The 16,370-nt window shown below is 63.2% G+C and carries 16 protein-coding genes; 4 read left to right on the forward strand and 12 right to left on the reverse strand.

Translation table 11 applies throughout. The features are described 5' to 3' along the window. Window positions 1-33: 33 nt before the first annotated feature. Window positions 34-207, reverse strand: coding sequence for a hypothetical protein (locus tag QF045_RS18475; RefSeq protein ID WP_306493483.1), 174 nt, complete (start codon window positions 205-207; stop codon window positions 34-36). A 31-nt stretch (window positions 208-238) separates the two neighbouring features. Beyond that, the gene (locus QF045_RS18480) at window positions 239-970 is read right to left on the reverse strand and encodes a TetR/AcrR family transcriptional regulator (protein WP_306493484.1); all 732 of its coding nucleotides are present in this window, start codon (window positions 968-970) and stop codon (window positions 239-241) included. A gap of 356 nt (window positions 971-1,326) precedes the next feature. On the opposite strand from QF045_RS18480, the gene QF045_RS18485 reads away from it, so the two are divergent. The 4 genes from QF045_RS18485 to QF045_RS18500 are packed head-to-tail and all read left to right on the forward strand — an operon-like array spanning window position 1,327 to window position 5,938. After that, complete coding sequence (locus QF045_RS18485; RefSeq protein ID WP_306493485.1) at window positions 1,327-2,034, forward strand: ABC transporter ATP-binding protein; 708 nt, start codon at window positions 1,327-1,329, stop codon at window positions 2,032-2,034. Beyond that, the gene (locus QF045_RS18490) at window positions 2,031-3,230 is read left to right on the forward strand and encodes an ABC transporter permease (RefSeq protein ID WP_306493486.1); all 1,200 of its coding nucleotides are present in this window, start codon (window positions 2,031-2,033) and stop codon (window positions 3,228-3,230) included. Before QF045_RS18485 ends, QF045_RS18490 begins: the two co-directional genes overlap by 4 nt. Beyond that, window positions 3,223-4,701, forward strand: coding sequence for a TolC family protein (locus tag QF045_RS18495; protein ID WP_306493487.1), 1,479 nt, complete (start codon window positions 3,223-3,225; stop codon window positions 4,699-4,701). The genes QF045_RS18490 and QF045_RS18495 overlap by 8 nt, the downstream gene beginning before the upstream one ends. Further along, window positions 4,691-5,938, forward strand: a complete 1,248-nt coding sequence (locus QF045_RS18500; protein ID WP_306493488.1) for an efflux RND transporter periplasmic adaptor subunit — start codon at window positions 4,691-4,693, stop codon at window positions 5,936-5,938. Before QF045_RS18495 ends, QF045_RS18500 begins: the two co-directional genes overlap by 11 nt. Window positions 5,939-6,041: 103 nt before the next feature. Here the strand turns inward: QF045_RS18500 and QF045_RS18505 are convergent, their stop codons facing one another. The 10 genes from QF045_RS18505 to QF045_RS18550 all read right to left on the reverse strand — a co-directional run bounded on the left by QF045_RS18505 (window position 6,042) and on the right by QF045_RS18550 (window position 16,228). Beyond that, complete coding sequence (locus tag QF045_RS18505) at window positions 6,042-7,436, reverse strand: FAD/NAD(P)-binding protein (RefSeq protein ID WP_306493489.1); 1,395 nt, start codon at window positions 7,434-7,436, stop codon at window positions 6,042-6,044. 12 nt (window positions 7,437-7,448) lie between these two features. Then, complete coding sequence (locus tag QF045_RS18510; protein WP_306493490.1) at window positions 7,449-8,216, reverse strand: ABC transporter ATP-binding protein; 768 nt, start codon at window positions 8,214-8,216, stop codon at window positions 7,449-7,451. A gap of 3 nt (window positions 8,217-8,219) precedes the next feature. Beyond that, a complete protein-coding gene (locus tag QF045_RS18515) occupies window positions 8,220-9,560 on the reverse strand; it encodes an ABC transporter substrate-binding protein (protein WP_306493491.1) in 1,341 nt (446 codons plus the stop codon). A gap of 25 nt (window positions 9,561-9,585) precedes the next feature. Next, window positions 9,586-10,635 (reverse strand): branched-chain amino acid ABC transporter permease, encoded by a 1,050-nt coding sequence (locus tag QF045_RS18520; RefSeq protein WP_306493492.1) that lies wholly within the window; start codon window positions 10,633-10,635, stop codon window positions 9,586-9,588. A gap of 4 nt (window positions 10,636-10,639) precedes the next feature. Continuing rightward, window positions 10,640-11,521 carry a branched-chain amino acid ABC transporter permease gene (locus QF045_RS18525; RefSeq protein WP_306493493.1) on the reverse strand — a complete coding sequence of 294 codons (882 nt, stop codon included), beginning with the start codon at window positions 11,519-11,521 and terminating at the stop codon, window positions 10,640-10,642. Between the two features lie 10 nt (window positions 11,522-11,531). Continuing rightward, window positions 11,532-12,305: an ABC transporter ATP-binding protein gene (locus tag QF045_RS18530; protein ID WP_306493494.1), complete on the reverse strand. Its 774-nt coding sequence runs from the start codon at window positions 12,303-12,305 to the stop codon at window positions 11,532-11,534. Continuing rightward, window positions 12,302-13,150, reverse strand: coding sequence for an acyl-CoA synthetase (locus tag QF045_RS18535; RefSeq protein ID WP_306493495.1), 849 nt, complete (start codon window positions 13,148-13,150; stop codon window positions 12,302-12,304). The genes QF045_RS18530 and QF045_RS18535 overlap by 4 nt, the downstream gene beginning before the upstream one ends. Window positions 13,151-13,257: 107 nt before the next feature. After that, entirely contained in the window at window positions 13,258-14,694 is a 1,437-nt protein-coding gene (locus QF045_RS18540; RefSeq protein ID WP_306493496.1) for an LLM class flavin-dependent oxidoreductase, read from the reverse strand. Continuing rightward, window positions 14,694-15,020 (reverse strand): acyl-CoA dehydrogenase, encoded by a 327-nt coding sequence (locus tag QF045_RS18545; RefSeq protein ID WP_306493497.1) that lies wholly within the window; start codon window positions 15,018-15,020, stop codon window positions 14,694-14,696. The genes QF045_RS18540 and QF045_RS18545 overlap by 1 nt, the downstream gene beginning before the upstream one ends. A gap of 11 nt (window positions 15,021-15,031) precedes the next feature. Continuing rightward, window positions 15,032-16,228, reverse strand: a complete 1,197-nt coding sequence (locus tag QF045_RS18550; protein ID WP_306493498.1) for an SfnB family sulfur acquisition oxidoreductase — start codon at window positions 16,226-16,228, stop codon at window positions 15,032-15,034. Window positions 16,229-16,370 lie beyond the last annotated feature (142 nt).

Here is a 16,370-nt window from a genome sequence, read left to right on the forward strand (position 1 = left end):
CTTTATTCACATCCGCGAACGTAAGGTAAAGCCTCATCCGTTACAAACGTTGCATATCAAGCCCGCCGCCCCAGCGGGCTTTTTTTTGCCCGCTTTTTGCGCTGGAAAACGCCCCGCCTTTGTAGGAGCGAGCTTGCTCGCGAAGAACGTAATGACGGCGCGACTCACCAGAATGCCCGCGTTATCGTTGACGTTTTTCGCGAGCAAGCTCGCTCCTACAGGGGTTTGGGGATTGGGGTCAGCGTGTGGCCTGTTCGCGAATGGCGCGCTGGGTCTCCAGCACTTTGGCCAAGGCTGTTTCGGCCTCCGCGCTTTGCTGTGGTACTCGAATGGCCGCCGACACCAGGGTGATCAGCTTGGCCATCACCTCGGCATCCGTGGCCGGGCGGCCCAGGCTCATGGAATTCATCAGCAAGCGCAACTCGGTGCCCGCCATCACCCCGGAAATCGCCTTGAGCGCAAACTGCAGGCGAACGCCCAATTCATTGCGCGGCAAATCCGGCAGCGCCAGGGCAAAGGCTTCGAAAAAGCGCTGGAACACCGGTTGGTAATGCACCTTCAGGTATTCCTGGATAAACGGCGAGGTGTCGCTGTACACACGACCGAGAAACCGGATGAATGAACGCCCTTCCCCACTGGCTGGGTCACTGCGCTCCAGACCCATGGCCGGGGCAAACAGTACGCCCAGCAGCGTATCGCAATCGAGCGGGCCGCTGGCTTCGGCCTCGCAGCGCGCCAGCAGCTCCAGGCGCTGCTCATTGAGCGGTTCGAGGCGCTGCATCAGCAGGGTTTTCATCAGGGAATCCTTGTCCCCGAAGTGATAGTTCACCGCAGCCAGGTTGACCTGGGCGCGCTCGGTAATCTGCCGTAATAAAACCGCGTCATATCCGTACTTGATGAAGAGAGCCTCTGTCGCATCCAGCAGTCGAGTCTTGGTGATGTTTGGAGCGCTGAGTTTCTTCGCGACCATAAGGGTTCCACGGGTGGGAAATATTGTTTAAAAAAATTATTTGATTTTTTATACCGGGGCCTTCGTTCGAAAGCAAGCAATGACACGGTGGCATAGTCTTGAAAGCCTTTGGCTACAGCAACATCGAAGGCCGCCAACACTGGTTTTCGCGCCCCGCAAAGTCTGGGCACACAGTATTTCAACGCATCAAACCGCTCTAAATCCACCGCTGGCGAAGCCGTTTGAACGCGGTTACTATTCAAACAATTTTTTAAAAACAAGAAATAAAACCAGTCCGTAACGGGCACCGGCAGCCCCCCAAGTTGTTACAAAGATTTACAGGGCAGCCCAGCACCGTCGAGACTGCAGGCGTAGTCATGATGACAGAGACCCCCACGCACCACAGCTTGGTTTCCCTGCAGGGCATCGGCAAAAGCTATCAGCTTGCCGGGCAACGCCTGTCCATTCTGAATGATGTGTGCCTGTCGATTGCCAGCGGCGACAGTTGCGGCATCCTCGGCGCATCCGGCTCCGGCAAAAGCACCCTGCTCAATATCCTCGGCCTGCTGGATTTGCCCGACTGTGGCCAGTACCACTTTGCCGGCCACGACATTTTCAACGCCACGCCCGACGAACTGGCGGCGCTGCGCAACCAGCAGATCGGTTTCGTGTTCCAGAGTTTCAACCTGTTGCCGCGCCTCAGCGCCCTCGACAACGTTGCACTGCCCCTGAGCTATCGCGGCGTGTCTCGTCACGAATCGGTGGAGCAGGCCTTGCGCATGCTTGAGCAGGTCGGCCTGGCCGAGCGTGCCCACCATCGCCCCGCCGACCTTTCCGGTGGCCAGCGCCAACGGGTCGCCATTGCCCGTGCATTGGTCGGCAAGCCCTCGGTGATCCTCGCCGACGAGCCCACCGGCAACCTCGACAGCAGCACCGCACAGGACATCATGAACCTGTTGCTGGCGCTCAATCGCGAGCAACAGGTGACGCTGATCATCGTCACCCACGACGCGCAGATCGCCGAGCGGCTGGAGCGCAAGATCCTGGTGCGCAACGGCGTCGTGCACGAGGACCTGCGCCCATGAGCCTGCGGGTCGAGCAGAGCCTGAGCCAACTGCTGCATGAAGCGTTCATCAGCCTGCGCACCCTGGGCAAACGCTCGGTGCTGGCCCTGCTGGGCATCGTGATCGGCAGTTCGTCAGTGGTGGCGCTGATCAATATCGGCCATAACGCCGCAACCGACGCCGCGATGATATTCAAGGACATGGGCACCGACACCCTGGTCGTCCAGTTCCCGCCCAAAGGCACCAGCAACGTCCCGATGCGTACCCAGCTCGACCTGGGCTCGGTGCGCCAGGGCGTGCCAGGCATTGCCCATATCGGCGCGCTCAGCTTGTTCAGCGGGCCCATTGTGTTCCATGGCCGCACCGCCAATGCAAACTTCGTCGGCAGCACCTCGGATGTGCAGGCCGCCATGCGCCTGGTGGTGCGCGAGGGGCGATTGCTGTCAGCCTTCGATGCCAGCGAAACGTATGGAGTGATCGGCGACCAGGTCGCCCAGGCCCTCGGCGCACCCGGCGATCCGCTCAAACTGGGTGATCGCGTGCGCATCAACGACTACCTGTTCCTGATCGTCGGCATCCTGCATAACCAGCCCCGGGCCATGCTGATGCCGGTGCAGGCCAATGAATCGCTGTTCATGCCTGCCGAGGGCATGCGGCGCATCTTCGCCAGCCCGCAGATCAACAACGTGATCATCCGGGCCCAGCCTGGGCAAGACATGGAACGCGTGGCCCGGGACGCCGCCGCTGCATTGCAACCGCAACTGACCGAGCACAATGTCGACATCACCGTGCCCCAGCAGATGATCGATGGCATGACCCGCCAAAGCCGCACCTTCGCCTATCTGCTGCTGGCCCTCGGCGCGATTTCGCTGATAGGCGGCGGTGTCGGGGTGATGAATGTGATGCTGATGAACGTTTCGCAGCGTCGCCGCGAAATCGGCATTCGCATGGCCCTGGGCGCGCGCCAGCGGGATATCCGCAACCTGTTCCTGCTCGAAGCCGTCACCCTGACCGCCGTCGGCGCGCTGTGCGGCGCGGTAGTGGGCATGACCGCCGCCTGGTTCTACGCGTGGCTGTCGGGCTGGGCCTTTTCCCTGGCGGTGGCCGCCCTGCCCCTGGGCGTCGGCAGCACGTTGCTGGTGGGGCTGTTCTTTGGCATCTACCCGGCGGTCTCGGCCTCACGCCTGCAACCGGTGGAGGCCCTGCGCGATGAATAGATGGCTACTGCTGCTGGCGCTGATCGGCCTGCCCGCCATGGCGGCTGACGTGGTCGTCAAGCCTTCGGCGCCGAGCACCACCCGCAGCGGCTATGACCGGGGCGTATCGCTGAACGCCCAGGCGACAACGTTGACCCTGGGCGACGCGGTGTACCTGGGCCTGCGCAACAACCCGGCGATCCGCAGCGCTTACCTGCAGCGCGTGGCGCAAAAGTTCGACCTGCGGGTCGCCGAAGACGTGTTCAACCCCAAGCTCACCCTCAACAGTTACTACCGCGGCACCCGAGGCTCCCAGGACAGCGCGCGCAACGCCAACCTGGCACCGTCCACCAGCCTGCTCGGCGAGTACGGCACCCGTCTGAGCATGGCCTGGACCCAGCAACTGAACAACGCCAACCGCGCCGGCCGTTACCGCAGCGACGGGCTTGACCTGGCCGTCATCCAGCCGCTGATGCGCGGCGCCGGCTGGGACGCCACCACGGCGCCGCTGCGCCTGTCGCGCCTGGCGGAACAGGCCAACCGCCTCAACCTCAAAGCCACCGTGGCGCAGACCATCAGCCAGATCATCGCGACCTACCGCGAGTTACTGCGGGCCCAGGAGCAACAAGTGATCGTGCAGGAAGCGCTCAAGCGTTCCACTACGCTGCTGGAGGTGAACAGGGCATTGATCAGCGCCGGACGCATGGCCGAGTTCGAGATCGTGCAGACCGAGGCCGATATCGCCACCCAGCAGTTGGGCGTGGAGGAAGCGCAGAACCAACTGGATACCAGTCGCCTTGCCCTCCTGCGCCTGCTGGCACTGGACCTGTCCACGCCGATTCGCGCCACCGAAGCCCTGGAGGCCCGGCCCATGGAAATCGACAGGCGCCAGGCGTTCAACCTGGCGCAAACCCAGCAACCGGAATACCTCGCCGCCCTGCTGGGCAGCCAGCAAGCCGACCTGAACCTGGTGATCGCCAAAGACTCCGGGCGTTGGCAAGTGGACCTGGTGGCCGGTGCAAACCAGGTGCGCGATGCCTTTGACAGCGACAACGGCCGTACCAATAACCGTACCTGGGACAGCTACGCCGGGGTACAGGTGCAGATCCCCATCGGTGACATCAGCACGCGCCAGGCCGAAATTCGCGCGCGGGTGAATGTCGAGGACCAGGAGATCCGCATCACCGACGCCCGCCAGGAGCTGGAACGCAACGTCAACGAAGTGGTGCGCGACCTCGGCACCCGCTGGCGCCAATACGAAATCTCCCAGCGTGCCGTGGAGCTGTCGCGGCGCAAGATCGAGATCGAACGGGAAAAACTCAGCGCCGGGCGCTCCACCAACTTTCAGGTGCTGAGCTTCGAGACTGACCTGCGCAACGCCGAAAACGCGCGGCTCAATGCGCTGATCGCTTATTTGAACGCTCAGACCCAGCTGGACTTGACGCTGGGCATGACCCTGGAAAGCTGGGAAATCGCCCTCAATGACTACTAATCGCAAACGCCTGCTGGGTGCTCTGTTGATCGTGCTGGTGGCTGGCGCGGGGCTGGCCTTACGCAGCCCGGCTGAAGGCCCGGCCAGCGCCGGTGAACACTGGCTGGCGGTGAAGCCCGACCCGCTGGTGCACCAGATCGGCCTGGTGGGCAAGATCGAGCCCGACACCACCGTCACGCTCACCGCGCCATTCGACGGCAATGTACTGGCCAACCTGGTCGAACAAGGCCAGCGCGTCGAGGCCGGCCAGGTGCTGCTGCGCATGGACCCGGCCACGCTCGAAGTGCAACTGCGCGAGGCCCTCTCGGCCCAGCTCAAGGCCCGGCGCACCGTGCAGGAAATGCAGGACTGGGACAGCAGCGCCGCCGTCAGCCGGGCCCGGCGCAGCCTGCGCACCGCAGAAATGAGCGCCGGTAACACCCAGCGCAAACTCACCGAAAGCGAAAACCTGTTCAAGCGCGGCATCATCCCGCGCAACGAGCTCGATGACCTCAAGCAACAGACCCAGCAGCAACAGCTGGACCTGGCAGCGGCGCGCAGTGAACTGCAACAGGCGCTGGACCAGGGCAAGGGCGAATACCGGCAGATCGCCGATATGGAGCTGACCAACGCCACGGTGAAATATGACGCGCTGCACACGCTGCTCGAGGGCAAGGAAGTCAAGGCGCCCTTCTCCGGCATCGTGGTACCCGCGCCCGGCAACAGCACCTCCTCCGCTGGCGGCGGCAACAACAACGTACCGGTCCAGGCCGGCAGCAAGGTCAGCCAGGGCCAGGTGCTGTTCGGCCTGGCCAATATCGAACGCTTGAAAATCGTCGCCAAGGTCTCTGAGCTGGACATCAACCAACTGCATCAAGGCCAGGCCGTGGAAGTCATGGGAGACGGGTTCGACGGTGAGCGGCTGACGGGGTCGGTCAGCGTCGTCAGTGGCCTGGCCATCGCCAACGACAGCCAGGGCAGCGCGCAATTTCCAGTAACGTTGGCAATCCCCACACTCACCGCGCAGCAGTTGCAGCGTGTGCGGCTGGGGATGAGCGCGCGGTTGACCATTGTGACGTACAGCAATGCGCAGGCGATCGTGGTACCGAGCGAGGCGATCCGGGCCGACAGTACCGTCGAGTACCGGGCGGCGATGGACCAGCCGGTGGAGCGGGTGAAGGTGACGACCGGGCAATCGACGCCGCAGGGCGTCGAGGTGTTCGGCCTCAAGCCCGGATTTGTAAAAACCTCAAGATAAATGAAAACCCAATTGTGGGAGGGAGCTTGCTCCCGATAGCGGTGGGTCAGTTAAAGCATGTGTGACTGATTCGCCGCTATCGGGAGCAAGCCCCCTCCCACATTTAGATTTGTGTCAGTTTCAAAGCCAGTGCCTTGGCCTGAATCGCCACATCCGTGACGGCGGTACTCTCCCACCACATCCCGCGCAACGGCGGGCCCATGGCGAACAGCCGCTCACTCACCTGGCCTTGGGCATCTCGCACGGCGCCAGAGGCATCCGCTGCAATCCCCAGCGCCAACGGCCCAGGCTGGATCAACCCACGTTTGAGCAATTGCTGCGGCAACGGCCGGGCCACGCGGCGCCAGTCGTATTCGATGCCGCTGGAGTTGATCAGCGCCGTGCCGGACACTTGGCTGAGGGTCTGCTCGCCGCGATAGCGCAAGCCAATCGTCACGCCGCTGGCCGAAGGCACCAAGCCCTTGAACGACGCCGCGCGAATCCGCAAGCGCCCTTGTGCATGCAAGCGTTCCACCAACTGCGCACTCAACGGCGGCGAACGGTGGTGGTGGCTTTCCCACCACGGCCGCACATGCCGCACGAACTGGCGTTTCTCGCGCTCGCTGGCCTGGCTCCACAACCTGGCGATGTGCACACGGACCGTGTCCAGCGGCGCCTGCCAATCGACGTCCTGGTCCAGCGCGATACGGCATTGACGCCGCACTTCACGCACCAGTTGCCGAGGGCTGCGCAGCGCGGGATCAGCGCCAAGAAAGTCGTCCCAGCTTGGCGGCTGGCGGCGCACATGGGGCAACAGACCGTGGCGCGAGAACACCTCGATCGGCCCACGATGCCCGGCTTGTTCCAGGGACACCACGGCATCCACCATGGTCAGCCCGGAGCCGATGATCAGCACAGTCGAATGCGGGTCGAGCCGGGTCATGGCCTGTACGTCCCACGGGTCCAGCGCCGCAGCGTTCAGGCCGCTGGATTCGGTCTGCGGCGTGCGGGCCGCCGGGAACATGCCGGTGGCCAATACCGCAAAGGCGCCCCGCAGGCGCTCGCCGGTATCCAGGGACACCAGGGTGCCGGCTGTATCGACCTGCACATCGACCACCTCTGCACGAACATGCTCGACCGTGGAAGCCGACAGCGCCTTGGCCTCGGCCAGGCGCTGCTGTGCGTACAGACCAAAAATCCCGCGTGGCGGAAACAGTTCGCTGATGGGCACCGGCTGCTGCGCCGATTCCGGCCAGCCCCCGGCGCCGATGTAGTCGGTGAGCCATTGGGTCAGGTCATCGGCGTTGTCCGGGTCGACACTCATGCGCGCCGCATTGCCGTTCAAGGTGTGGCCCAGCTCGACCGCGCTGTAGGCCTCGCCACGCCCCAGTTCCGCACGCGGTTCAATTATCAAGATGCGCCGCCGGCCTGGCAGGCGCAGCAGTTGCACCGCCAGCATCGTGCCGCTCAGGCCGCCGCCGACGATCAGTACATCAGCGTTGCGGATGGATTCACTCATGCACGTTGGTCCTTAGCGCTTACCCAGATAGATGTCATGCAAATCACCGCGCGCCAACAACTCGGCGGCACTGCCACTCAGCACCACCCGCCCAGTATCCAGCACGTAGCCTTGGGACGCATAGGTGAGCGCGACGTTGATATTCTGTTCGGCGATCAAAAAGCTCACCTGTTGCTCGCGGTTGAGCTGCGCGATGATCGCGAAAATTTCCTGCACGATCATCGGTGCCAACCCCATCGACGGCTCGTCGAGCAGCACCAGGGCCGGCCGGGTCATCAACGCCCGGCCAATGGCGACCATTTGCTGTTCGCCGCCGGAAGTCAGCCCGGCACGGGTGTGGCGCTTGGTCTTGAGCCTGGGGAACCAGGTGTAGATGCGCTCCAGATCGTGGGCCATGTCCTTGCGACTCAAGCGCCGTACAAAGCCGCCGCTGCGCAGGTTGTCTTCGACGGTGAGCTGGCCGAACACATGCCGGCCTTCCAGCACATGCACCATGCCCTGGCGCACGCGCTGGCTGGGGTCTACGCCGGCCAGGTCGTGGCCGGCGTATTCGATCAGGCCACGGCTGACTTCGGCGCGCTCGGCGCGCACCAGCCCGGAAATGGCTTTGAGCGTGGTGCTCTTGCCGGCGCCATTGGCGCCGAGCAGCGCCACGATTGCGCCTTTGGGCACACTCAGCGACACCCCGGCCACCGCCAGGATCGCACCGTCATAGATCACCTCGATGTCGTCGACCTTCAGCAACGACTGGCGCCCTGGCTGCGTGGCAGGTTGGCTCATGGTTTATTCATCCCCGGTGCAGGTGCGTGGCGTCAGGTGTTTTTCCTTGGCGAACGCGGCGGACTTTTCATCGATCAGCGGGCGCAGCAGCGCACGGTCGGCGGCGATCCAGTCGCTGATCAGCGCCCAGTTGGCGCCGTCCCACTGCTGCACCCGCGCCGAGCCGCCGCCTTCGTGGTCGCGGCAAGACAGCTTGAGGTTCTGCATCAGGCCCAGGTAGCCCATGTCCTTGAGCCGCGCATCGTCGATGTTCAAGTGCTCCAGGCCCCAGCGGCCTTCTTCGCCATTGAGCGGGCGCTTGCCGAATTTGGCCTGGGCGGTACGGATCGCTTCCACCGCCACGGCAGCGTTCACCAGGCCTGAGTTGTAGTAAACGCTGCCGAAGTTTTTCAGGTCCTTGAGGTCACTGTGGCCCTTGTCGAGCACGTACTGCTTGAGGCGTTTGTGGATCTCGAAGTCGCTGCCCGCCGGGTAGGGCGTGAGCGCCAGGTAGCCCTTGGCGGCGGCACCGGCGGGTAATACGTCTTCGCTGGAGCTGGCCCAGATATCGCCGATGATATGGTCCACCGGGAAGCCGAAGCGCGCCGCCGTCTTCACCGCCACCGGGGTGGACACGCCCCAGGTGCGCAGGAAGACCCAGTCCGGATTGGCCTGGCGTACCTGGCGCCATTGCGCCGATTGCTCGTTGCCGGGGTCGGCCACCGGAATCTGGATATTTTCAAAGCCGTACTTTTCGGCCAGCAGCTTCAGCGGGCCGAGGGTTTCGCGACCGTAGGCCGAGTCGTGATAAACCGTGGCGATTTTCTTGCCCTTGAGTTTGTCGAAACCGCCTTCGCGCTCGGCGATGTAGTTCACCAGGGTCGAGGCTTCACTGTAGAAGGTCAGCATCACCGGGAAGTTGTACGGAAACACCGTACCGTCGGTGGCTTCGGTGCGACCGTAACCAAGGGTGATGAGCGGGATCTTGTCCACTTCGGCTCTTTCGCTGAGTGCGTAGGCAGCCGGTGCGCCATTGGGTTGGTACACCGCGACCGGCGCGCCATCCAGGCCGTTCTTGAAGCGCTCGTAGCACTCGATGCCCTTCTCTGCCGTCCATTCGGTCTCGCACTCCTGCCACACCAGCTTCACGCCATTGATGCCGCCTTCGACCTCATTGATATAGCGCAGGTAGTCGATCATCCCGGCCCATACCTGCACGCCGCTGGAGGCGTAGGCGCCAACACGGTAGGTGGCCAGGGGAATGAATTGCTGGTCGGGCGAGGCGATGGCCTGGGGCACAACGCCGGCCAGGGCCGCCAGTGCGAACGCAGTACCGACCAGGGAACGTTTCAAGGATGCACGCATGGAGATTCTCTTGAGGGAAGGAAGGTTAGAAGCGCAGCGGCCACTGCCGCAGACGGTCACGCAGGTTGTGCAACAGGCGAATCAAACCCTCGGGTTCCTTGATCAGGAACACGATGATCAATGCGCCAAAAATGATTTTCTGCAGGTTCTGCAGCTGCCCCGCATCCACCGCGCCGCCGAACAGCGCCTGCCCGGCGTGGCTGAGCAGGATCGGCAGCAGACTGATAAACGCCGCGCCGACGAAGTTGCCGGCAATGCTGCCCATGCCACCGATAATGATGATGAACAGGATCTGGAATGAGCGGTTGATATCAAAGCTGCTGGCGCTGGCCGTGCCCAGGTAAGCGAAGGCCCACAGCGCGCCGGCGATGCCCAGGTAGAACGAGCTGATCGCAAACGCCAGGCGCTTGTAGCGCACCACGGGGATGCCGACCACGGCGGCGGCGGTGTCCATGTCGCGGATCGCCATCCAGTTGCGCCCGACCTGGCTGCGCACCAGGTTGACGGCGGTCCAGGTCAATAGCAGCACCGTGACCAGAGTCAGCCAGTAGCGGCCCAGCGGGGTGTTGAGGTCGTGACCCAACAGTGTCAGTTGCGGCGCGGAAATGGTTCCGGAAGAGCCATAGTTGTAGAACCAGGGGAATTTGACGAACAGCCACTCGAGGAAAAACTGCGCCGCCAACGTGGTGACCATCAGGTAGAAACCCTTGATCCGCGAGCTGGGCAGGCCGAACAACAGGCCCACCAACGCGCTGATAACCCCACCACCGAGCAGCGCCACCGGCAAGCCCAACTCCGGCAGGCGCAGCAGGAAACCGTAGGTAGCAAAGGCCCCCACCGCCATGAAGCCTGCCGCGCCGACCGACGTCTGCCCGGCGTAACCGGTGAGCAGGTTCAGGCCCAAGCCGGCCAGTGACAGCACCAAAAATGGAATCAGGATCGCATTGAGCCAATAATCATCGCCCCACAGCGGTACCGCGATAAACGCCAGCGCCAGCCAGGCGACCAGGCCCCAGGGCACACGCCGGGTGGTCAGCAGCAGCGGCGCAGTGTGGTGTGCAACAGAGGTCGACATGGTTTCAGACTCGCTCGATGGCGCGCTCGCCAAACAGGCCGGCGGGACGGATATACAGGAAGGCCAGGGCCAATACATAGGCGAACCACGGCGTGATGCCGCCGCCGATCAACGGGCCGATATACACCTCGGCGAGGTTCTCCGCCGCGCCCACGACCAGCCCGCCGACAATGGCCCCGCCAATCGAGGTGAAACCACCGATGATCAACACCGGCAAGGCCTTGAGCACCACCAGTGACAGCGAGAACTGCACACCCTGGCGCGCGCCCCACAACAGCCCCGCTACCAGCCCGACGATCCCGGCCACTGCCCAGACGATCTGCCAGATCCGGTTGAGGTTGATGCCGATGGACAGCGCCGCCGTGGTGTCATCCGCCACCGCACGCAGCGACACGCCAATACGGGTCTTGTTGAACAGCAGCGCGAGTACCGTCACCAGCACCACGGCGGCGGCCGCGGCGATCAGGTCGAACTGGCTGAGCATCAGCGGCCCGATAAACAGCGGCACATCATCGATGCCCAGGTCCAGCGCACGCACCTGCGAGCCCATCAAGCCCTGCGCCAAGCCCTCGATAATGAAGGACAGGCCAAGGGTGGCCATGAACAGGGTGATCTGCGAACGGTTCACCAGCGGCCGCAACACCAGGCGCTCGATGAGCAAGGCGCCGACGATCATCACGATCACCGTCAGCAGCAACGCCAGGGCAAACGGCACGCCCTGGTCATGCAGGCTGACGAACGTCAGCGCGGCAAACAGCAGCATCGCGCCCTGGGCAAAATTGAACACGCCGCTGGCCTTGTAGATCAGCACAAAACCGATGGCGACCAGAGAATACATGGTGCCGGCGAGCAGGCCGCCGAGCAGGGTTTCGAAGAAGAAGGTCATGCTTGAATACTCATGGTTGCGCCACGCCCAGGTAGGCCGCGATCACCTCGGGATTGGCTTGCACCTCGGCCGGCGAACCGTCGCCGACCTTGCGCCCGTAATCGAGCACCACCACATGGTCGGACAAACCCATGACCACGCCCATGTCGTGCTCGATCAACACCACGGTGGTGCCCAGGTCGCGATTTACGTCGGCGACGAAGCGCGCCATTTCCTGTTTTTCCTCGGCGTTCATCCCGGCCATGGGTTCGTCCAGCAACAACAGACTGGGCCCGGCGATCAACGCCCGTCCCAGTTCCACGCGCTTTTGCAGGCCATAGGACAGGTTGCCCACCAGCACCTCACGATGGGCCTGCAACTCGAGGAATTCGAGGATGCCCTGGGCGCGTTCGCGAAACGCGGCGGCCTCTCGACGTGCGCGGGGCAAGCCGAGGGCCTGTTCGATGAAAGTGCTGCGCATATGCCGCGACAGGCCGGTGAGAATGTTGTCCAGCACGCTCATTTTCTTGAACAGCGCATTGTTCTGGAACGTGCGACCAATGCCTCGGCGAGCGGCGCCCAGCGGGTCGATACGATCAAAGTGCTGCGCCTGGAACACGATCTCCCCGGCATCGAAGCGGTACACACCATTGAGCACATTGAGCAGCGAGCTTTTGCCGGCGCCGTTAGGGCCGATCAACGCGCAGATCTCACCGCGCCGCACCTCGAACGACAACGCATTGATCGCCTTGACGCCCTTGAACGACAGCGAGATGTCCCGCACCTGAAGGATGGCTTGGCTCATGCGCTTTTCCGTTTGAATTCGGCAAGCCACGTCGGCTCAGCAGTGGATTTGAGCGGCTGCCAGATATAGGCCAGACGCTGAAAGCCCAGCAATCTGCGCACACGATTTTTCAGCAATCGGCGCAGGCCGCTTTGTGGATGGGCGATGGCCCAGTCACACAGGCGTCGGCGCCAGGTGCCATGAGGGGCAAGGCGGCTTTCGATGTCGCCGGCCAGGCGCTGCAAACCTTCAGGCGACAGCAGCAGACCGGTGGGGGCGACTTCGCCGCGATCACGCCGCGCCGAGGCCGGGCTTTCCGGGAAGGCCAGGCCGTGGCCGCTGTTGAGCCATTGCTGCAGCACAACCGCAAGGCCACCTTGCCAATGGGTGCCCTCCTCGCTCCACAGCGTGGTTTCGCCGCTGGGATGCCACCAACGGCTGATGTGCTGCGCGGGGTCCACGGGGCCGAGCAACTGGGCGAATCCCAGGCGCTGGGTAAACTCCCAGTCGGGCTGGCGGCCGTGCACGTAGGCGTGGCTGGGACGAATGCGCCATAACTGTTGCTGCAAGACTTGAGGCGCCAGGCTGTCGGGCAGCGTCAGCACCTGCCCGCCCACCGACTCGGCCGCCAGCGCCAGCAACAGCAGGTTCGGCTCAAACGCGCCGCTGAGCGCCAGCCGCGACTGCTCGTTGTAGCCTAGCTGGCGTAAACCGTCAGCCAGGCGTTCAACGTCGCGCAACACATCGATCCAGCGCCAGGCATGCCATTGCCCCTGGCGCTTGTGGCGCAAGGCGATGTGCAGCGGCGTGAGTTGTGCCCAGTGGTGCAGGCGTTCCAGGGCGGCTTGGGGGGCGGGCACGCTCATAGGGGTGATGCTCCTATTTTGTGGTGGGCGTGCGGTGGTCCGCTGGCGGGGCTATATCAGGCAACGAATATCACTGTGGGAGGGGGCTTGCTCCCGATAGCGGTGTGTCAGGCACCGATCAACTGCTGACCCTCCGCTATCGGGGGCAAGCCCCCTCCCACAGGGGTTTTGTGTGAACCAGATAGGTCGCGGTAGCCGGAGCCGGGGTGACTGGCGCCCAACCTCGGCCCGTCGCCAAACAGCTTCTCACGCAAGGTACCCTGGGCGTATTCGGTCTTGTACACCCCACGCTTCTGCAACTCCGGCACCAGCCACTCCACCGCGTCGATAAAGGTTTCGTGAGTCAGCGCATAGGCCAGGTTGAAGCCGTCCACATCGGTTTCCTCCACCCATTCCTGCAGCAAATCCGCCACCGTCTCCGGGCCGCCGACAAACAACGGGCCAAAACCACCGATGCCGACCCAGTCGGCCAGCGCGTTCGGCGTCCAGACCTTGTTCGGGTCCGCCGTGGAGAAGGCTTCCACCGCCGACTGAATCGCGTTGGTGTGTACATGCTTGAGCGGCTCATCCGGCTTGAACTGGCTGAAATCGATACCGGTCCAGCCGGAGATCAGCGCCATCGCGCCTTCGTAGCTGACATAGGATTTGTATTCATCGAACTTGGCCTTGGCCTGCGCATCGGTCTCGGCGACGATGACTGTCTGCAGGTTGAAGATCAGGATTTTGCGCGGGTCACGCCCCGCCTCGGCTGCGCGCCGACGTATGTCGGCCACGGTCTTTTTCAGCAGGACCTTGGACGGCGCGGCGACGAACACACACTCGGCCTGTTCGGCGGCGAACTGCTTGCCACGGCTGGAGGCCCCTGCCTGGTACAGCACCGGCGTACGCTGCGGTGAGGGTTCGCACAGGTGAATGCCGGGCACCTGAAAGTGTTTGCCCACATGGCGAATCTCGTGGATCTTGCTGGGGTCGCTGAAAATCCGGCGTTCGCGGTCACGCAACACCGCGCCCTCTTCCCAGCTGCCTTCCCAGAGTTTGTAGCAAACTTCCAGGTATTCCTCGGCGTAGTCGTAACGTGCGTCGTGTTCGGTCTGGGCCTTCTGGCCGAGGTTCTTGGCGCCGCTTTCCAGGTAGGACGTGACGATATTCCAACCGACACGGCCCTTGGTCAGGTGGTCCAGGGTGGAAAGCCTGCGCGCGAACGGATACGGATGTTCGAACGACAGCGACGCCGTCAGGCCAAACCCCAGGTGCTCGGTGACCATGGCCATCGGCGCGATCAGCGACAACGGATCATTGACCGGCACTTGCGCCGCCTGGCGGATCGCCGCATCGCCGTTGCCGTTGTACACGTCGTAGATACCCAGCACATCGGCGATGAACAGCCCGTCGAACTTGCCGCGCTCGAGGATTCTGGCCAGGTCGGTCCAGTATTCCAGGTCCTTGTATTGCCAGGAACGGTCCCGCGGGTGCGCCCAGAGCCCCGGAGATTGGTGGCCGACGCAGTTCATGTCGAAGGCATTCAAGCGGATTTGGCGGGACATCACAGCACTCCGTTGAGGTGGTAGTTGCCAACGACCTGGTATTTCCAGCGCAACGGGTCATCGAGCGACGACGGCAACGCGGTGCGTTGGCCGGTCAGTTCGAATTCAGCATCGCTGGCGGCGATCAAGGCTTGGGCCGCAGCGATCTGGGCTTCGGTGGTGGCGACCGGGCTGGGGTCGGTTTCGGCACGCTCGAACAGCGCGGCGGCCACGTCGACACGAATTTGCAGATCGCCGAAGCGGCTGATCACATACGGGTCATCGCTGCGCTCGACAAAGCGGCGGGTGGTTTCCAGCAGTTGGCGTGCCTGGTTCAGTGCAGTCATTGGGAGTGTCCTCAGTTCCAGGCGTGGCGCGCGGGTTTCACGCCGTTGAGCACGAAGTTGCCGATCAGGTGGTACTTCCAGCGAGCCGGGTCATGCAACGTGTGGGTGCGGGCGTTACGCCAGAAACGGTCGAGGTTGTGCTTGCCCGTGACCGAGCGCGTGCCGGCCAGTTCGAAGAGTTTGCTGCTGGCGAGCAAGGCCGTTTCGGCGGACAGCACCTTGGCCTGGGCAACGATCAGCGAGGCATTGGCGACAGTGTCTTCAGTCGGTTCGGCGAGGGCCAGGTCGATCGCTCTGCCGGCCTTGGCGAGAATCGCTTCGGTGCCGTGCACGCGCCACTCCAGGTCGCCGATAGCGGCGATGGTGAAAGGGTCTTGCCAGCCATGCTCCTGCTGGCTATCAATCCAGGGCCGCGCTTGGCGCGCATGGAGCTTGGCCTGCTCAAGGGCACCGAGGGCAATGCCGGTGTCGACCGCCGCCTGAATAATCTGCGAAATCGGGCCGTTGGCGGTGGGTTGATCAAACGCCTGGTGCGCGGGAATCACCGCACTCGAGGGTACGGTCACACCGTCAAGGGTCACGCCACCACTGGCAGTCGTGCGTTGGCCGAAGCCGTCCCAGCTGTCAACCACAGTGAGGCCGGGGGCATCGCGCTCGACAAAGGCAATCAACGCCTGACCGTGTTCGTTATTGCCGACGGTCGGCACGATATGGGCGAACAGCGCCCCGGTGCAGTAGAACTTCTCGCCGTCAATGCGGGCTACGTCGCCCTCCACGCGAATCTGGGTGTCGAAGGTGCCGGCGTTTTTGCTCTTGGCTTCGGAAAAAGCGTTGCCGAAGCGATAGCCCGCCAACACCTTGCCGAAGTAGTGGCGTTTTTGCTCCTCGGTGGCGGTTTGCAAGAGGATATCCACCACGCCGAGGTGGTTCTGCGGGATTTGCCCCAGTGAAGGATCAGCGGCGGAGATCAACTTGATCACCTCGGCCACGGTCACATAGGACACCTCGGCGCCGCCGTAGGCCTTGGGAATGGTGATGCCCCACAGGCCGCTGGCGGAAAACTCGTCGAGCTCGGTAATGGGCAGGCGTCGCTCACGGTCGCGCTCACTCGCCTCAACGGCGAAACGGGCGGCCAGGCGCGTGGCAACTTCGATTGCCTGCGCATCCGAGCGAATGATGTGAGCAGGGTGTTGAGGGTGGGCTGACATGGGCCGACTTCCAGGCTGCTAAGGAATAACAGAGCCTTTGCAGAAGTCGTGCCCAAAACAAATTATTATTTAAATCAAATACTTATGCATTACCGAAAGTTCCGTGGAGACTGTCATACCAGCAAAGTGTCCATCCGCTGTT

This window comes from Pseudomonas sp. W4I3, assembly GCF_030816195.1.
In the GTDB taxonomy this organism is placed as follows: Bacteria; Pseudomonadota; Gammaproteobacteria; order Pseudomonadales; family Pseudomonadaceae; genus Aquipseudomonas.

Bases quoted from the DNA above. Each gene is read 5' to 3' on its own strand.
- QF045_RS18495 (WP_306493487.1), top strand. From the start codon at position 3,223: ATGAATAGATGGCTACTGCTGCTGGCGCTGATCGGCCTGCCCGCCATG.
- QF045_RS18550 (WP_306493498.1), bottom strand. From the start codon at position 16,228: ATGTCAGCCCACCCTCAACACCCTGCTCACATCATTCGCTCGGATGCG.
- QF045_RS18505 (WP_306493489.1), bottom strand. From the start codon at position 7,436: ATGAGTGAATCCATCCGCAACGCTGATGTACTGATCGTCGGCGGCGGC.
- QF045_RS18490 (WP_306493486.1), top strand. From the start codon at position 2,031: ATGAGCCTGCGGGTCGAGCAGAGCCTGAGCCAACTGCTGCATGAAGCG.
- QF045_RS18480 (WP_306493484.1), bottom strand. From the start codon at position 970: ATGGTCGCGAAGAAACTCAGCGCTCCAAACATCACCAAGACTCGACTG.
- QF045_RS18500 (WP_306493488.1), top strand. From the start codon at position 4,691: ATGACTACTAATCGCAAACGCCTGCTGGGTGCTCTGTTGATCGTGCTG.
- QF045_RS18520 (WP_306493492.1), bottom strand. From the start codon at position 10,635: ATGTCGACCTCTGTTGCACACCACACTGCGCCGCTGCTGCTGACCACC.
- QF045_RS18515 (WP_306493491.1), bottom strand. From the start codon at position 9,560: ATGCGTGCATCCTTGAAACGTTCCCTGGTCGGTACTGCGTTCGCACTG.
- QF045_RS18545 (WP_306493497.1), bottom strand. From the start codon at position 15,020: ATGACTGCACTGAACCAGGCACGCCAACTGCTGGAAACCACCCGCCGC.
- QF045_RS18540 (WP_306493496.1), bottom strand. From the start codon at position 14,694: ATGTCCCGCCAAATCCGCTTGAATGCCTTCGACATGAACTGCGTCGGC.
- QF045_RS18530 (WP_306493494.1), bottom strand. From the start codon at position 12,305: ATGAGCCAAGCCATCCTTCAGGTGCGGGACATCTCGCTGTCGTTCAAG.
- QF045_RS18485 (WP_306493485.1), top strand. From the start codon at position 1,327: ATGATGACAGAGACCCCCACGCACCACAGCTTGGTTTCCCTGCAGGGC.
- QF045_RS18535 (WP_306493495.1), bottom strand. From the start codon at position 13,150: ATGAGCGTGCCCGCCCCCCAAGCCGCCCTGGAACGCCTGCACCACTGG.
- QF045_RS18510 (WP_306493490.1), bottom strand. From the start codon at position 8,216: ATGAGCCAACCTGCCACGCAGCCAGGGCGCCAGTCGTTGCTGAAGGTC.
- QF045_RS18525 (WP_306493493.1), bottom strand. From the start codon at position 11,521: ATGACCTTCTTCTTCGAAACCCTGCTCGGCGGCCTGCTCGCCGGCACC.